We start from the raw sequence: 15978 nt of genomic DNA, 5'->3' as shown, positions 1-15978 counted from the left end.
CTTGGCGACCGTGAGGCCGAGCTCCTCGGCGGCGGGCTCGAAGTTCTCCTTCAGGCCCACGCCGTAGTCGTCGTCCGAGGAGATGACGCCGACGTTCTTGCCCTTCAGCTCGCCCGCGGCGAAGCTGGCCATCTCGGCGCCCAGCTTGGCGTCGTCGACGAGCGTGCGGAACAGGTTCTCGTGCAGCTCGGCCGTGATCTCGGGGTTCGAGGAGTAGCTGACGATCAGCGGGACGCCGCAGCGCTCGTAGATCGGCTCGGCCGCCAGGGTCGCGGAGGAGTTGACGTGGCCGAAGACGCCGATGACCTCGGTGTCGTCGCAGATCTTCTGCGCGACCGACGCGGCCTGGTTCGGGTCGCCCGCGTCGTCGTACTTGACGACCTTGATCTTCTTGCCCTTCAGCGGGCCCTCGGGGATGCCGCCGCCCTCGGTGTACTGGTCGACGGCGAGCTGGATGCCCGCCAGCTGCTGCTGGCCGTACTCGGCGCTGTCGCCGGTCATGGGTCCGGCGACCGCCAGGACGACGGTGTCGGAGTCACTGCTGCCGGAGCCGCCGCCACACGCACTGGCCAGGAGGGCCGTGCTGAGTGCGGCGGCCAGGGCCACGCGCTTGCTGAACATGTGTTGCTCCTACTTCTCTTGCGGGGGGTTGGTGGCGGCAGCCGCCTCGGCGTCGGCCGAGACGACTCCCAGGAACTGGTCGGCGAAGTGCTCGTTGTGGCGCAGCTCCTCGGACGTGCCGGAGTAGAGGATCGAGCCCGAGCCGAGCGCGTAGACGCGGTCGGCGATCTCCATCGCGCCGAGCGCGTTCTGCTCGACCAGCAGCACCGTGACGCCGCGGTCGCGCAGCTGGCTCACGAGCTCGAGGATCTGGTCGGCGAGCACGGGCGACAGGCCCATCGACGGCTCGTCGAGCATGATCATCGTCGGATTCGCCATGAGCGCGCGCTCCACGACGAGCCACTGCTGCTCGCCGCCGGAGAGCTGCCCGGCCGTGCTGCCGGCGCGGCGCGCCAGGATCGGCGTCGACGCGATGATCTCGTCGGCCTGCTTCGCCGCGGCGCGGAAGTCGCCCGTGTACGCGCCCGCCATGAGGTTCTCGCGCAGCGTGAACCGGGGGAACACGTGGCGGCCCTCCGGGACGTGCACGAGCCCGGCCGAGACGATCCGGTGCGCCGGGGTGCGCGCGAGGTCGGTCCCGTCGAACGAGGCCTCCCCGCTCACGGGTCGCAGCAGGCCCGAGAGCGTCTTGAGCAGCGTGGACTTGCCGGCGCCGTTCGCACCGACCAGCGCGACGATCTCGCCGCGGTTGACCTCGATCGAGACGCCGTCGAGGGCGGTGACGGGTCCGTACTGGACGCACAGGTCCTTGGCTTGCAGCAGCAGGTCAGGCATTGCGGAACCTCTTTCCCAGATACGCCTCGAGCACCTGCTCGTCGGAGCTCACGGTCTTCGGGTCGCCGTGGGCGATGCAGAGTCCGGCGTCGAGCACCATGACCCGTGACGCCGTGTTCATGACGACGTTCATGTTGTGCTCGATGACCACGATCGAGAGGTCTCGCTGGGCGTGGATCTGGCGGATCAGGGTCACGAGCGACGCGGCCTCGCGCGGGTTCATGCCGGCAGCCGGCTCATCGAGCAGGAGCAGCTTCGGCGAGGTCGCCAGCGCCCGCGAGATCTCCACGCGGCGCTGGTCGCCGTAGCTGAGGTCCGTGGCGATGTGGTCGGCCTTGTCCGCGATCCCGACGAACTCGAGGATCTCGTCGGCGGCCTGGCGGGCCGACGCCTCGCGGGACGACCTGCCACGGCGCAGCGCGTCGTACCAGTGGAACGTCGAGTGCATCCCGATGAGGACGTTGTCCCGCACGGTGAGCCCGGGCGCCAGGCGGATGTTCTGGAACGTCCGCGCCAGCTTGTACCGCTTGCTCAGGATCCGCGACGACGGCCAGCGGACGTCGTTGCCGCCGATCGTGAGCGAGCCGGACGTGGGCTTGTAGATGCCCGAGAGCACGTTCAGCAGGGTGGTCTTGCCCGATCCGTTCGGCCCGATCAGGCCGACGATCTCGTTCTCGGCGACCTCGAAGTCGACACGGTCGAGGGCGATGACGCCTCCGAACCGGCAGCCGACGTCGGTCGCCTTCAGCAGGGTCGTGCTCATCGGCTGACCTCCTCCTTCTCGTGCTCGTCCTCGATCTCGTCCGCCGCGGGCGTCGCAGCCGGCGCGCCCTTGCGGCGGCCGATCCTCCCGATGAAGGGCAGCCGGACCGCGTTGGGCGTCCGCGAGCTCAGCCCGAAGATCTGGGCGAGACCGCCCGGACGCCAGAGCAGGATCACGAGCATCAGCACGCCGAACACGGCCGAGCGGTAGTCGGCCAGGGCTCGCAGGTACTCGGTCGAGCCGATGACGAGGATCGAGCCGAGCAGCGGGCCGATCGTCGTGGCCATGCCGCCGATCAGGACGATCTCGACCACGAGGATCGACTGGTCGACCTTGAACGTCGCGGGTCCGACGAAGCCCAGCAGCAGCACCTGCAGCACGCCGGCGAGACCGGCGATCGCGCTGCCGATGCCGAACGACAGGACCTTGGTCAGCGGCACGTTGATCCCGTGGGCGCGGGCGATGATCTCGTCCTCGCGCACCGCGAGCATGGCCCGGCCGAAGTACGACCGTCCCAGGACCCAGGCGAAGCCCATCACGACGACGGTGACCGCGAGGATGAACAGGTACGTGTTCTCCAGCGGCGCCAGGTCCCAGCCGAAGAAGTTGCCGGCGGGGATGCCCGGGAGGCCGGTCGCGCCGCCCGTCAGGTCCTTCTCGTTGATGAGGAACAGGTAGAAGATCTGGCCGACGCCGAGCGTCACGAGGGCGAGGTAGTCGCCGCCCGCGCGCCATGAGGTGAGGCCGACCAGCAGCCCCACCACGCCCGCCCCGACGGTGGCCGCGACCATGACGAGCAGCAGCGGCATGCCGGTGTCGAGCAGGAGCCGCGCCGAGACGTAGGCGCCGACGCCGAAGACGGCGGCGTGGCCGAAGCTCAGCAGACCGGTGAACCCGAGGATGATGTTGAGACCCGTGGCGAACACCGTGAACACGAGGATCAGCGCGGCGACGCGCACCGTGTACGGCTCGACGAGATTCGGCAGCAGGACCGCGGCGACCAGCGCGATCGCGCCGATGGCCCAGAGGAGCTTCTTGGGGAGTACCTGCAGCATCAGACACGCTCCTGGATGCGGGCACCGAGCAGGCCGGTGGGACGGACGAGGAGGATCGCGATCAGCAGGACGAACGCCACCGCGTCGCGGTAGGAGCCGGTCGCGGGGCCGACGGTGGACTCCAGCACGCCGATGACCAGGCCGCCGATCATGGCGCCCTGCAGGTTGCCGATGCCACCGACGATCGCGGCCGCGAAGCCCTTGAGCAGCACCGCGAAGCCCATGCCGAGGTAGACGACCTCGAGCGTGTTCGCGTAGAGCAGGCCGCCGACGACGCCCATCGCGCCACCGGTCAGGTAGACGACGGCGATCGTGCGGTTGACCGGCACGCCCATGAGGCGGGCGGCCGTCATGTCCTGCGCGACCGCGCGGATCGCGAAGCCCGCCTTGGTGAACTTCAGGAACGCCAGGAAGGCGAACATCGCGACGAACGCCACGACCAGCGTGACCACCGCCGACTTCGAGATCTGCAGGTCGCCGATGTGGACGTAGCCGCCGCCGGTGAACGACGGGAACGGCAGCGTGCCGTTGCCCCAGATGCGCTCGACGATGTTCCGGATGATGAGTCCGGCGCCGAGCGTGGTCATCATGGGGATGAGCAGGTGCTGGGTGAGGACCGGCCGTACCGCGACCTCCTCCACCGCGACCGCCAGCAGGCTGCCGACGACGATGCCGCCGAGGCACGCCAGGGGCAGCGGGACGCCGAGCGTGTAGAGCCCGTACGTCGAGAACGCGCCGGCCATGAGGATGTCGCCGTGGGCGAAGTTGACCAGCCCGAGCGCGCCGTAGACGACCGAGAATCCGATCGCCACGAGGGCGTACGTGCTGCCGATGGTCAGACCGTTGATGATCTGCTGCAGGAGCTCCATGGCGGCCTCAGTGCCCTGCGTCGACGAGCATGCCGGGACGGTGCGGGACGAGCGCGAGCGGGTCGAGGCCACGGTCGAGCAGGTCCTGGGGCGCCTGCTCCCCGCGGGCCAGCGCCGCGCCGAGACGGGCCGTCGCGGGCGCGGTCTGGATGCCGTAGCCACCCTGTCCGGCGAACCAGAAGAAGCCGGCGGCCTCGGGGTCCTCGCCGACCACGAAGTTGCGGTCGGGGACGAAGCTGCGCAGGCCGCCCCACGAGGTGGAGACGCCCTTCACGCCGATCGTGGTCGCGTCGTTGACCTCGTCGATCGCCCGCGAGATCTCGAGCGAGTCGGGCTTGGCGTCCTTCGGCTCGCTGGGGGTCTCGTCGGCCGGCGAGCACAGGAACTGCTCTCCCTCCGGCTTGACGTAGAACGCCTGGTCGATGTCGCCCAGGATGGGCAGGTCCTTCGTGCCGGCGCCGCCGGGCGAGGAGACCATGAAGATCGTCCGCAGCAGCGGTCGCAGCCCGATCTGGCGCACGCCGGCCGCCTCGGCCACGACGTCGGCCCAGGCTCCGGCGGCGTTGACCACCAGCGGCGCGCGCCGGATCTCCCCGTCGCTCGTGGTGACCGACCAGCGGCCGTCGTCCTCGCGCTCGATGCGCTCGACCTTGGCGCCCTTGTGGATCTCGGCGCCGTTCTGGCGAGCCGTCCGGACGTAGCCGCCGTGGATCGCCAGGACGTCGAGCTCCATGGCGCCGGGCTCGTACATGCCGACGTTCGAGAAGCCCGGTCGCAGCAGCGGGAACAGCTGCATCATCCGCGCCTCGTCGACCAGCTCGGCATCGGGGACCAGGGGCAGCACGTCGCGGTGCAGCTCCTCGATCACGCTCTCGCGACCCTGCTTCGCGAACTGCAGCAGCGGCCGGGGCGTCATGAGGATCTGCTCGAACTCCGCGGGGGGCTTCGTGAGGAACTCGCGGCTGCCCGTGGTGAGCGCGCGGATGTTCGGTCCGCCGTAGGTCTCCAGGAACGTCGCGGCCGATCGGCCGGTCGTGTGGAAGGCCAGCGAGGACTCCATCTCGACGAGGCAGACCGACCGGTCGCTCGACAGCTCGCTGGCGATCGACACGCCGGCGATCCCGCCGCCGACGACGATCACATCGAATTCGGATTGGGTCATGCGCTCGACTCCCTACCTCGGCTCCACGTGACATCCATCACAGGAGCAGCACTATGACACCCGAAGATAGCGGGGCACAAGCGAGCGCTTAGTCAACATTGCGTTTCCGCAATGTAAAAAGCCGAGATTGCAGGGAAAATTAGTTACTACACTGCGGCGAGCAACGACTGCGACAGCCCTCGGAAGGTCTTTGCGTCCCAACCAGTGAGACGATTCCACCGGTCCAAGCGGTACGCGACGCTGTTCGGATGCAGGTGCAGGACCCGCGCCGTGTCGGCGATCGAGAAGCCGGTGTCAACGTACACATCCAACGTCTCGACGAGGTGCGGATTGGCTTCGACGACGTCCCGCAGCCCCCGCACGATGGGGTCCAGGCGGTCGGCCTGGGACCGGATCGTCGCCCTCAGCCAGTCCTCCTCGAACCGGCGCGTGGGCTGGGCGTCGGTGGCGATCTCGAGACACAGCCGGGCGTCGAGCAACGAGTCGCGAGCGCCCTCGAGCCCGGCGCGCTCGAGACCCACCCCGAGCCGGACGTCGGGCTCCGCCGCGCGGATCGCGAGCTCGAGCTCGTCGGCGCTGCAGCCCTGGGCCAGGACCTGGACGCCCGCAGGGTGACCGACCGCGAAGGCCGTGCCCCGTCGCAGGCCGGAGGTCAGGCTCGCGGCCTGCGCCAGCGGGTCGTCCTCGAGGCCGACCCACGCCCCGACGAACGCGCCGGCCGGGTCGAGCCCGAGCGTGACGGCCACGTCGTGCGCCTCGGCCGCCAGCTCGTCGCGCTGGAGCAGCTCGACGAGCCGCTGCCGCAGCGACAGGGCGTGGGTCTGGCGCGCCCGGGCCGTGGTCTCGTAGGCCGCGACGATCTCTGCCGTCATCACCTCGATCGAGCGCCACAGCAGCGTCGCCAGTCCCGGCAGGCAGGAGGTCTCCTCGTCCGCGTAGGCGACGAGGTTCTGCCACAGCTCGCGGTTGCCCACGTGGTACGCCCCGATGACGGTCGCGACGCTCACGCCCTGGGTGGCCCGCAGCCGGCCGAGGTCCGCGGCGCGTGCCCGCTGGCTGCCGCTCACGACCTCGTGCCGCCCGAGCGCGATCAGCAGCAGCCGCTGCTGCTCGGTGACGTGCTCGACGTGGTCGTCCAGGGGCACGAGCGAGTACTCGGGCTGGGCGAGCCGGATGCTGCGCGTGATGCGCGGTCCCAGCTCGTCGAGGTCGGCCGCCACCCGGGCGCACAGGGCCGTCGCGAGGCGCTTCTCGTGGTCGTCCATGACCCTCCTTTGTGGAATCCACCAAAGACCAGCCCGTTCTGGCCGGGATTTGGTGCTTCTGACCGGTGATATCACGAGTCAGGTCCGATTGAATCAGAGATCCACGTCACAGGAGGTCGTCGATGAAGCTCTCGGATCGCTACACGGTCGAGGACGGAACCGTCTTCATGTCCGGCTTGCAGGCGCTCGTGCGCCTCCCGCTGGACGTCGCGCGCTTCGACCGTCGCGAGGGTCGTCGAACCGCCGGGCTGGTGTCCGGCTACGAGGGATCTCCGCTCGCCGGCTACGACCTCGAGCTCTCGCGTCAGCAGCAGCTGCTCGACGCCGCCGACGTCCAGTTCAAGCCGGGACTCAACGAGGAGCTCGCGGCGAACATCGTCCAGGGCAGCCAGCTCGCCGGCAACGCCACGGACCGGATCAACGACGGAATCGTCGGGTACTGGTACGGCAAGGCGCCGGGTCTCGACCGGGCCTCCGACGCACTCCGCCACGCGAACCTCGGCGGCGCCCACCACGAGGGCGGCGCCGTCGCCATCGTCGGCGACGACTCGATCGCCAAGTCCTCCACCGTCCCCAGCTCGAGCGAGATCGCGATCGCCGAGCTGGGCATGCCCGTGCTCGTGCCTGCCGACCCGGCCGAGTGCCTCCGGCTGGGCCTGCACGCCGTGGCGATGTCGCGCTTCAGCGGCCTGTGGACCGGCCTCAAGATCGCGACGAACGTCGCCGACGGCACCGCCAGCACGACCGTGTCCTCCGACTTCGCTCCCGTCATCCCCTCGCGCCGCATCGCGGGCCGGGACTTCACCCACACCGTCAGCGCGCGCTTCCTCCAGCCGACGCTGGCCGAGCTCGAGCGCAGCCTGTTCACCGAGCGCATCGAGCTGGCCCGGCGCTACATCGTGGCCAACGACATCAACCGGGTCGAGGGCGCCGGGCACGGAGCCGTCGTCGGCATCGTCGCGGCCGGCGGGACCTACTACGACGTCCGCCAGGCGCTCGCGGGGCTCGGCCTCGACGACGAGGACCTCGAGGCGAGCGGCATCCGGCTGCTCAAGCTCGGCGCCGTGCACCCGCTCGACCCGGAGCAGATCAAGGACTTCGCGATCGGCCTGTGCGAGGTCATCGTCGTCGAGGAGAAGCGCTCGTTCGTCGAATCGGCCCTCAAGGAGATCCTCTACGGCCACCTCGAGGCGCCGTCCGTCAGCGGCAAGCGCACGCTGACCGGCCTGCCGCTGTTCCGTGCGGACGCCGACCTGACCCCCGAGATCATCGCCGACGTCCTGCGGGCGCGGCTGGCCGAGCACGTCTCGCTGCCCGAGGTCGAGGTCGAGCTCACGACCCGTCCGCGACGCCGGGCCCGCATCCAGCTGCCGCTGCTGACGGCGAACCGCACGCCCTACTTCTGCTCGGGCTGCCCCCACAACCGGTCCACCAAGGTGCCCGAGGGCTCGCTCGTCGGCGCCGGCATCGGCTGCTCGGGCATGGTCTCGCTCATGCCGGAGGAGCGCGTCGGCGACGTCATCGGGATGACGCAGATGGGCGGCGAGGGCGCCACCTGGATCGGCATGTCCCCGTTCGTCGAGAGCGGCCACCTCTTCCAGAACATGGGCGACGGCACGTTCCACCACTCCGGCTCGCTCGCGATCCGCGCGGCCGTGGCCTCGGGCGCCAACATCACCTACAAGCTCCTCTACAACTCCGCCGTCGCGATGACCGGCGGCCAGGAGGCCGTCGGCCTCATGACGGTCGACGAGATCGTGGAGGAGCTGCTCGCCGAGGGCGTGGCCAAGGTCGTCATCACCACCGAGGAGCCTCGCCGCTACCGGCGCCGCCGGCTCCCGAAGGGCGTCGACGTCCGCCACCGCGACGAGCTCATGCGCACGCAGGAGGAGCTCAGCCGCACCCCCGGCGTCACCGTCCTCGTCAACGACCAGGAGTGCGCCACCGAGCTGCGCCGCAAGCGCAAGCGCAAGATCGTCGAGGCGCCCCCGACGCGCGCGTTCATCAACCAGCGCGTCTGCGAGGGCTGCGGCGACTGCGGCGACAAGTCGAACTGCCTCTCGGTGCAGCCGGTGAGCACCGAGCTCGGTCGCAAGACCAAGATCCACCAAGCGTCCTGCAACATCGACCTGTCGTGCCTCGACGGCGACTGCCCCTCCTTCCTCACCGTCACCCCCGGCGGCGCGAAGGCCAAGCGCGAGGTCCCGGCGCTCTCGGCGGACACGCTCCCCGAGCCCGAGCCGGTCGTCTCGGCGGACGCGTTCGAGATGCGCATCACCGGCATCGGCGGCACGGGCGTCGTCACGGTCTCGCAGATCGTCGCGACCGCGGCGCAGATCGACGGGCGCTTCGTCCGCGGACTCGACCAGACCGGCCTGGCCCAGAAGGGCGGCGCCGTCGTCTCGGACGTCAAGCTCAGCACCACCCCGGTCGACCGTGCGAACAAGATCGCGTCCGGCCAGGCCGACCTGTACCTCGGCTGCGACGTCCTCGTCGCCGCGCAGGACTCCTACCTCGGGGTCGCCCACGAGGAGCGCACCGTCGCGATCGTCTCGACCGCCGAGGTCCCGACGGGCGCCATGGTCACCGACACGACGGTCTCGTTCCCCGAGGCCGAGAGCACGGTCGGCCGCATCCAGCAGGTGACCCGCGAGAGCGAGAGCCGCTTCGTCGACGCCCGGGCGATGACGCTCGACCTGTTCGACGACGACCAGTTCGCGAACATCTTCCTGCTGGGCGTGGCCCACCAGGCCGGCGCCCTGCCGGTCCGGGCGGCCAGCATCGAGACGGCGCTCGAGCTGAACGGCGTGGCCGTGGAGCGCAATGTGCAGGCGTTCCGCCGTGGTCGCCAGTTCGTCGCGGACCGCGCGGCGCTGCTGAGCGACCTGACCGCCGAGGCCCCCGAGACGTCGGCGCTGGCGCCGGTCTCCGACCGGGTCCGCTCGCTCGTCGCGCAGGCAGGCTTCGCCGAGGGCGCCGCCGACACCGAGCTGGTCACGTCGCGCGCGGCCGACCTCGAGTCCTACCAGAGCCTGGCCTACGCCCGCCGCTACGTTGAGGTGGTCGGGCAGGTGCGCGAGCGGGAGGCCGCGACGGCTCCCGGGTCGAGCGAGCTGACGCTCGCCGTGGCGCAGCACCTGCACAAGGTGATGGCGTACAAGGACGAGTACGAGGTCGCGCGCCTGTCGATCGACCCGTCGCTCGACGCGGCCCTCGAGGCGGAGTTCGGCCCGGGCGCGAAGGCGCAGTACCGCCTGCACCCGCCGATGCTGCGGGCGCTGGGCATGAAGCGCAAGATCGCGCTGGGCGCCTGGTTCAAGCCGGCCTTCCGCGCGCTCTACGCGATGCGTCGCCTGCGGGGCACCGCGCTCGATCCGTTCGGCATGGCGAAGGTGCGCCGCGCCGAGCGGCAGCTGCGCGAGGAGTACGTCGAGCTCGTCGGGCGGATCTCGCGTGACCTGCCCGAGCTGGGCGTCGAGCGCGCGGCCGCCATCGCGGCGCTGCCCGACCTCGTCCGCGGCTACGAGGACATCAAGCTGCGCAACATCGAGCTCTATCGCGAGCGTCTTGCCGAGGCCCTCGCGCCGGCCGGCCCGGCCCTCACGGAGGTGACCGCGTGAGCGGACTGTTCGACGTCGCCGGCCGCACCGTGCTGGTGACGGGCGGCGGGCGCGGCATCGGCCGGATGATCGCCGACGGGTTCGCTGCCGCGGGCGCCGAGGTGCACGTGGTCTCGCGGCTCCTCGACGTCGAGGAGCTGCGCGCGGCAGGCCTGCGACCCTGGGTCGCCGATCTCTCGACCGAGGCCGGCTGCGCCGAGTTCGCCTCCGAGTTCGCCGGCGCCACCGGACGGCTCGACGTGCTGGTGAACAACGCCGGCGCCACGTGGGGCGCTCCGCTGGAGGAGTTCGACTCCGCGGCGTGGGACAAGGTGGTCGACCTCAACCTCAAGTCGCCGTTCTTCCTCGTCCGCGAGCTGGCGCCCCTGCTCGGGGCATCGGCCACGCCGAACGCTCCCTCGCGGATCGTCAACATCGGGTCGATCGACGGCCTGCGCGTCCCGACCCTCTCCACCTATTCCTATACGGCGTCGAAGGCGGCGCTGCACCACCTCACGCGCGTGCTGGCCGTCGAGCTCGGCCCGCGGAACATCACGGTCAACGCGATCGCCCCCGGACCGTTCGAGTCCAAGATGATGGCGGCGGTGCTGGCCGAGTCGCGCGACGAGTTCGAGGGGGCCGCGCCCCTGGGCCGCATCGGGCGACCCGACGACGCGGCGGCGCTGGCCATCCTGCTGGCGGCTCCGGGAGGCTCCTTCCTCACCGGCACCGTGATCCCGCTCGACGGAGGCCTCAGCATCGTCAGTCCGCGCTGACGTGCCCCAGCATCTGCAGGATCAGCCCGACGTGGTGGTCGGCCAGCTCGTCGATCGTGCGTGACGAGCGCTCGTTGAACCACGGGGACACATCGGCGAGGCGCAGCACCGCCCGCGTCGCGGTGTGCACGTCGGGCACGCTGAAGTCGCCCTGCTCGATGCCGGCCCGGACCACGGACTCGACGATCTGGTGGATCTCGTCGGCCATCCCGAGCAGCTCGGCGAGCTGGCTCAGGCCGAGCGCGCGGTAGTCGCGGTTGACCACGAGGACGACGATCTTCTCCTCGGCGTGGAACCGCAGGTACTCGCGCACGATCACCGAGATCGTCTCCACGGGCGGGGCGCCGCGGTCGACGATCTCGCGCAGCATGTCGATCACGTAGCGGAAGGTGATCGCCGACATCTCGTGGAGCAGCTCGGACTTGGTGTCGTAGTACGTGTAGAGGCTCGCGGGGCTCGCCTCGGCCACGGTCGCGATGTCGCGGGTCGTCGTGGCGTGGAAGCCCCGGCCGGAGAACGCCACGACGGCGGCCACGAGGAAGCGGAAGCGCCCCGCCGGCTCGACGTCGTCGAAGAGACCGCGCGGGCTGACGGCCGCCGGGCTGCGCTGGAACGACATGCGCCGGCGCGCGGCCAGCTCCATGAAGTCTTCGGGCTCGGCGCCGTGGGATGTCACGGCAGCGACTCTAGTGGTTGGTGCGCCGGGCTACCGAAGGGTCACTAGGGTCGGGAGCGTGGCCGGCCGCTTCGCTCCGTCGCCGTCGGGCGACCTGCACCTGGGGAACCTGCGCACGGCGATCCTCGCGTGGCTGTTCGCACGCGCCGACGGGCGCCCGTTCCTCCTGCGGGTCGAGGATCTCGACCGCCAGCGCTCGCGGGCCGAGTTCGAGGCCAGCCAGCTGGCCGACCTCGCCGCCCTGGGGCTGGACTGGGACGGCCCGGTCGTCCGCCAGTCCGAGCGCGACCCTCTCTACGCCGCCGCGCTCGAGCGCCTCACCGCGGCCGGCCTGACCTTCGAGTGCTTCTGCACGCGCCGCGAGATCGCCGAGGCCGTCAGCGCGCCGCATGGCCCGCCCGGCTCGTACCCCGGCACATGCCGCGACCTCACCGAGAGCGAGCGCGAGGCGCGCCGGGCCGAGCGCTCCCCCGCGATCCGGCTGCGCGCCCGCGAGCGCACGTGGACGATCCGCGACGAGCTGCACGGCGAGATCGAGGGCCACGTCGACGACCTCGTCCTGCGACGCGGCGACGGCGCCCATGCCTACAACCTCGCCGTCGTGGTCGACGACGCCGACCAGGACGTCGACCAGGTCGTCCGGGGCGACGACCTCCTCGACGCCGCCCCCGCGCAGGCCTACCTGACGCACGAGCTGGGCGCCCCCGAGCCGGCCTATGCGCACGTCCCGCTGGCCCTCAACGCCGACGGCCGGCGCCTGGCCAAGCGCGACGGCGACGTGACCCTGCGCGACCTCTCCCCCGAGCACGCCTGGGACCTGATCGGCACGTCCCTGGGCGTCGCGGCACGGTCGCCCGAGGCCCTGCTCGCCGAGCTGGACCCCCGGGAGATCAGCCGCGAGCCATGGATCGTCACGTTCTGACCACCCCCGTTTTGGAGACTCGCAGAACCGTCGGGTAGTCTTGCGGTCGCGGTTGAAACCGCAACGCACAAGGCCCCGTGGCGCAGTTGGTTAGCGCGCCGCCCTGTCACGGCGGAGGTCGCGGGTTCGAGTCCCGTCGGGGTCGCCAGTGCTGAGAGCCCCGCCCGTAAGGGCGGGGCTTCTCTCATTCCATGAGTGCTCAGGCCGCGCCGAACGCCGCTACCTCCTCCCACGGCGGTGCCGCTGACATCGGCCGCTGATTGCCTGCGTGCTTCGCCTCGGTGTAACCTGACCCATCTGGGCTGGCCGAAAGGCCCTGGTCCAACCACTAGGCGGGGACATCCCCCGCCACCCTCTTGAGGCGGGTTCCACCCGCCTCAAGTCGTGTCCAGGGGCCTGACGTGCGTGAGCTGAGCATCTTCATCGACGAGTCAGGGGACTTCGGCCCGTTCGAGAAGCACTCGCCGTTCTACGTGCTGAGTCTCGTCTTCCACGACCAGAGCGACGACATCGCCGGTCACCTCGACAAGATCCACGAGGCACTGCTCTCCCGTGGACTGCGGAAGAACCATGCGATCCACACCGGACCATTGATCCGTCGTGAGAAGGACTACCGCCTGCTCGACATGCCGTCGCGCCGATCGATCTTCCGGGTGCTCGTCGACTTCGTCCGTACCTGCGACGTGACTCATCACTCGTGGGTGTTCAGCAAGCGCGAGGTGGGCGACACCGACAAGCTCGTCAGCGCCATGTCGCGCGCGCTCGGTGAGCTCATCCGCTCGAACTACGAGTACTTCACCTCTTGGCAGCGCATCGTCATCTACTACGACAACGGCCAGAAGGAGATCACCAACCTCGTCAACAGCGTGTTCAACGCCCACCTGAGCGTCGAGGTACGCCAGGTGGTCCCCGCGGACTACAGCCTGTTCCAAGCCGCGGACCTCTGCTGCACGATGGCACTGCTGAGGCAGAAGATCGGGGCCGGCGGATTGTCGCCGTCCGAACGCGGCTTCTTCTCCACGCCCAAGGACAGCGCCGAGCGCGCTCTCAAGAAGGGCTACTTCAAGACGCTGGATCGCAAGCGCTTCGGAGCCTGACGGCTCGGTCGCCAGTGCTGAGAGCCCGCCCGTATGGGCGGGGCTTCTCTCACTCCCTGGGACTCAAGCCGCGCCGAACGCCGCCGCCTCCTGCGCCTGGAACCTCCGGCGCCCGAGGGCGTTGATGATGCGCAGCGCGGGACCGCCGAGGTTCAGCACCCGGTGCTCCGCGTCGGCCGGCAGACCCTTGAGCGCCCACGGCACGAACTGCCGCGCCTGCGCGAGCGACTGCTTCGGCCGGAACCGGGTCCGCTCGAGCTCCTCCCACTCGCTGCCGCCGACGTAGCGGTGCAGGATCGGGATGGCCGCGCTCTCCTCGTGACCCAGGTGCTGGTCCAGCGCCTCGCCGAGCTCCTCCAGCGAGTCGGACAGCAGGTCGTGGGCCCGCACGTCGCCACCGGCCGAGAGCCGCTCGAGTGCGGCGGACGCCGCGGTCAGCAGCGGGTCGAGGACGGCGTGCTCGGCCTCCATCTCGTGCAGGACGCGCTCGGACTCGGCGTCGGAGGCGGCGCGCACGCGCTCGAGCAGCAGCGGCCAGAGGATCTCGTCCTCCTTGGTGTGGTGCTGGTGCAGCTCGTGCGTGAACAGCGACCAGCGCTCGGCGAGCAGGACCCAGCGCGGGGTGTCGTCGGTGGCGGTGTGCGCGGCGGCGCGGGTGAAGTCCCGCAGGTCGCGCCGGAACGCGTGGTGCAGGACGTACATCATGGTCATGTCGGCGGGGCCTTCGGGCGCGGCGGCCTGGCCCGGCAGCAGCAAGGGGGTGGGGGACATCTGCCTTCTCTCTCGGGACTGCGGTGCGACGGCGGGCGGCACGCGCGGGCGGCCACCCACGACCGGAGAGCACCCGACGTCGCTGCTGATACGCAGCCGGAGGCGATTTCGGCGGCGCGGAGGCGGTGCGGTAGGGTGAACGTCGCTCCACGGAGCACGGCCAGGTAGCTCAGTTGGTACGAGCGTCCGCCTGAAAAGCGGAAGGTCGCCGGTTCGACCCCGGCCCTGGCCACCGCCTCGAGATCCCCGGTCACCGACCGGGGGTTCTCGCTTTATCCAGCAAGCGTGTCGACGCCCGCGTCGCATCGACCTACGCTGGAACGATGCGCTCCACCGTCCTCCAGGTCGCCCGCCGGCTCACCGTCGTGCTCGGCCTGCTGCTCACCGCCTCGCTGCTCGCGGCGCCCGCCCACGCCGCGAAGCCGAGCTCGCCGAAGCGATTCGGCGGCTACGCCTTCGACACCTGCGTGGCCCCCTCGAACGACGTCATGGACGCGTGGAACGTGGCCTCGCCGTACACCGTGGTCGGCATCTACACCTCGGGCAACTCGCGCTACTGCGACGAGTCGAAGCAGCCGTACCTGAGTCCCGGGTGGGTCCAGCGGCAGGCGTCGCGTGGCTGGCTGTTCCTGCCGATCCACGTCGGCTACCAGGCGCCCTGCTTCGACTCGAAGTCCGCGAAGAGGCGCATGTCGTACGACCGCACGAAGGCCCGCGCCCAGGCGCGCGCCGACGCCGACGAGGCCGTGCGCGCCGCGGACCGCTACGGCTTCGCCAGGAAGAACACGGTCTACCTCGACATCGAGTGGTACGACCGCGCCAACCGACGCTGCAACGCCGCGGTGCTGAGCTTCATCGACGCCTTCGTCCAGCGGGTTCACCAGCGCGGCTACAAGGTCGGCCTCTACTCCAGCGCGTCCGCCGCGATCCAGGCCGTCGACGAGGTGCGTCACGCCGGATCGAAGACCTTCGACTTCCCCGACCAGATGTGGTTCGCCTGGACGAACAGGAAGGCGAACACGAACGGGCGCCCCTACCTGCAGAACACGTTCTGGAAGCGCGACCGCCTGCACCAGTACCACAACAACGTCACCGTCTCCTACCGCGGACGCAAGGTGCTGATCGACAAGAACGTCCTCACCGTGGGCGGCGGCTCGAAGGCCAAGAAGGAGCAGAAGGTGTGCGGCATCAAGCCCACCCTCAACCGCTACCGCACGCTGAAGGCGGGCTCGCGCGGCGGGGACGTGAAGCTGCTCCAGTGCCTGCTCAAGCGTGCCGGCCATGGCGCCACCGTCACCGGCCGCTGGAACGCCCGCACGACCAAGGCCGTGAACTCGTACCGGGCGTCGCTGGGCTGGTCGCAGACGTCCACGGCCTCGCGCCCGGTGTGGACGGCCCTGCTGTCGCGCGGCAAGACGCCGATCGCGCTCAAGCGGGGCAAGGTCGGCGAGCCGGTGCACCGCCTGCAGCGGTCGCTGCGGGCCGCGGGCCAGAAGGTGGACGTGACAGGCATCTACGACGCCCGCACGACCACGGCCGTGCGCACCTACCGCAAGTCGGTCGGACTGCCGACCTACCAGACCGCCGACCAGGCGGTGTGGGACGCGCTCCAGCGCGGTCGCCGCTGA

Annotated in this window: 14 protein-coding genes and 2 tRNA genes; 7 read left to right on the top strand and 9 right to left on the bottom strand. The window is 70.4% G+C overall.

What is annotated here, in order from left to right:
• The 7 genes from BJ975_RS16500 to BJ975_RS16470 all read right to left on the bottom strand — a co-directional run.
• A partial coding sequence (locus tag BJ975_RS16500; RefSeq protein ID WP_179427897.1) for an ABC transporter substrate-binding protein occupies nt 1–621 on the bottom strand: 621 nt, incomplete at its 3' end.
• 9 nt (nt 622–630) lie between these two features.
• A complete protein-coding gene (locus tag BJ975_RS16495; protein WP_179427895.1) occupies nt 631–1395 on the bottom strand; it encodes an ABC transporter ATP-binding protein in 765 nt (254 codons plus the stop codon).
• Complete coding sequence (locus tag BJ975_RS16490; RefSeq protein ID WP_179427893.1) at nt 1388–2158, bottom strand: ABC transporter ATP-binding protein; 771 nt, start codon at nt 2156–2158, stop codon at nt 1388–1390. Before BJ975_RS16490 ends, BJ975_RS16495 begins: the two co-directional genes overlap by 8 nt.
• On the bottom strand, nt 2155–3213 hold the full coding sequence (locus BJ975_RS16485) for a branched-chain amino acid ABC transporter permease (RefSeq protein ID WP_179427891.1): 1059 nt from the start codon (nt 3211–3213) through the stop codon (nt 2155–2157). Before BJ975_RS16485 ends, BJ975_RS16490 begins: the two co-directional genes overlap by 4 nt.
• The gene (locus BJ975_RS16480) at nt 3213–4082 is read right to left on the bottom strand and encodes a branched-chain amino acid ABC transporter permease (RefSeq protein ID WP_179427889.1); all 870 of its coding nucleotides are present in this window, start codon (nt 4080–4082) and stop codon (nt 3213–3215) included. The genes BJ975_RS16485 and BJ975_RS16480 overlap by 1 nt, the downstream gene beginning before the upstream one ends.
• A gap of 7 nt (nt 4083–4089) precedes the next feature.
• A complete protein-coding gene (locus BJ975_RS16475; protein WP_179427887.1) occupies nt 4090–5244 on the bottom strand; it encodes an NAD(P)/FAD-dependent oxidoreductase in 1155 nt (384 codons plus the stop codon).
• A 146-nt stretch (nt 5245–5390) separates the two neighbouring features.
• Entirely contained in the window at nt 5391–6509 is a 1119-nt protein-coding gene (locus BJ975_RS16470) for a PucR family transcriptional regulator (RefSeq protein ID WP_179427885.1), read from the bottom strand.
• Between the two features lie 92 nt (nt 6510–6601).
• On the opposite strand from BJ975_RS16470, the gene BJ975_RS16465 reads away from it, so the two are divergent.
• Entirely contained in the window at nt 6602–10129 is a 3528-nt protein-coding gene (locus tag BJ975_RS16465) for an indolepyruvate ferredoxin oxidoreductase family protein (protein ID WP_317628281.1), read from the top strand.
• Nucleotides 10126–10884 (top strand): SDR family oxidoreductase, encoded by a 759-nt coding sequence (locus tag BJ975_RS16460; RefSeq protein WP_179427881.1) that lies wholly within the window; start codon nt 10126–10128, stop codon nt 10882–10884. The genes BJ975_RS16465 and BJ975_RS16460 overlap by 4 nt, the downstream gene beginning before the upstream one ends.
• On the opposite strand, the gene BJ975_RS16455 is transcribed toward BJ975_RS16460, so the two are convergent.
• Nucleotides 10871–11560 carry a TetR/AcrR family transcriptional regulator gene (locus BJ975_RS16455; RefSeq protein ID WP_179427879.1) on the bottom strand — a complete coding sequence of 230 codons (690 nt, stop codon included), beginning with the start codon at nt 11558–11560 and terminating at the stop codon, nt 10871–10873. The genes BJ975_RS16460 and BJ975_RS16455 overlap by 14 nt on opposite strands.
• 58 nt (nt 11561–11618) lie before the next feature.
• Here BJ975_RS16455 and gluQRS point away from each other — a divergent pair, with 58 nt between their 5' ends.
• The 3 genes from gluQRS (at nt 11619) to BJ975_RS16440 (ending at nt 13579) form a co-directional block, all read left to right on the top strand.
• A complete protein-coding gene (gene gluQRS / locus BJ975_RS16450; RefSeq protein WP_317628237.1) occupies nt 11619–12482 on the top strand; it encodes a tRNA glutamyl-Q(34) synthetase GluQRS in 864 nt (287 codons plus the stop codon).
• A 71-nt stretch (nt 12483–12553) separates the two neighbouring features.
• A tRNA-Asp gene (locus BJ975_RS16445) sits at nt 12554–12630 on the top strand.
• Nucleotides 12631–12883: 253 nt separating this feature from the next.
• On the top strand, nt 12884–13579 hold the full coding sequence (locus BJ975_RS16440; RefSeq protein ID WP_179427875.1) for a DUF3800 domain-containing protein: 696 nt from the start codon (nt 12884–12886) through the stop codon (nt 13577–13579).
• 63 nt (nt 13580–13642) lie between these two features.
• Here BJ975_RS16440 and BJ975_RS16435 read toward each other — a convergent pair whose 3' ends face one another.
• On the bottom strand, nt 13643–14350 hold the full coding sequence (locus tag BJ975_RS16435) for a hemerythrin domain-containing protein (protein ID WP_179427873.1): 708 nt from the start codon (nt 14348–14350) through the stop codon (nt 13643–13645).
• A 158-nt stretch (nt 14351–14508) separates the two neighbouring features.
• On the opposite strand from BJ975_RS16435, the gene BJ975_RS16430 reads away from it, so the two are divergent.
• A tRNA-Phe gene (locus BJ975_RS16430) sits at nt 14509–14582 on the top strand.
• Nucleotides 14583–14673: 91 nt separating this feature from the next.
• Nucleotides 14674–15978, top strand: a complete 1305-nt coding sequence (locus BJ975_RS16425; protein ID WP_179427871.1) for a glycoside hydrolase domain-containing protein — start codon at nt 14674–14676, stop codon at nt 15976–15978.

This window comes from Aeromicrobium tamlense, from assembly GCF_013408555.1.
Taxonomy (GTDB): domain Bacteria; phylum Actinomycetota; class Actinomycetes; order Propionibacteriales; family Nocardioidaceae; genus Aeromicrobium; species Aeromicrobium tamlense.
This window is presented reverse-complemented; position numbering and strand designations above follow the sequence as displayed.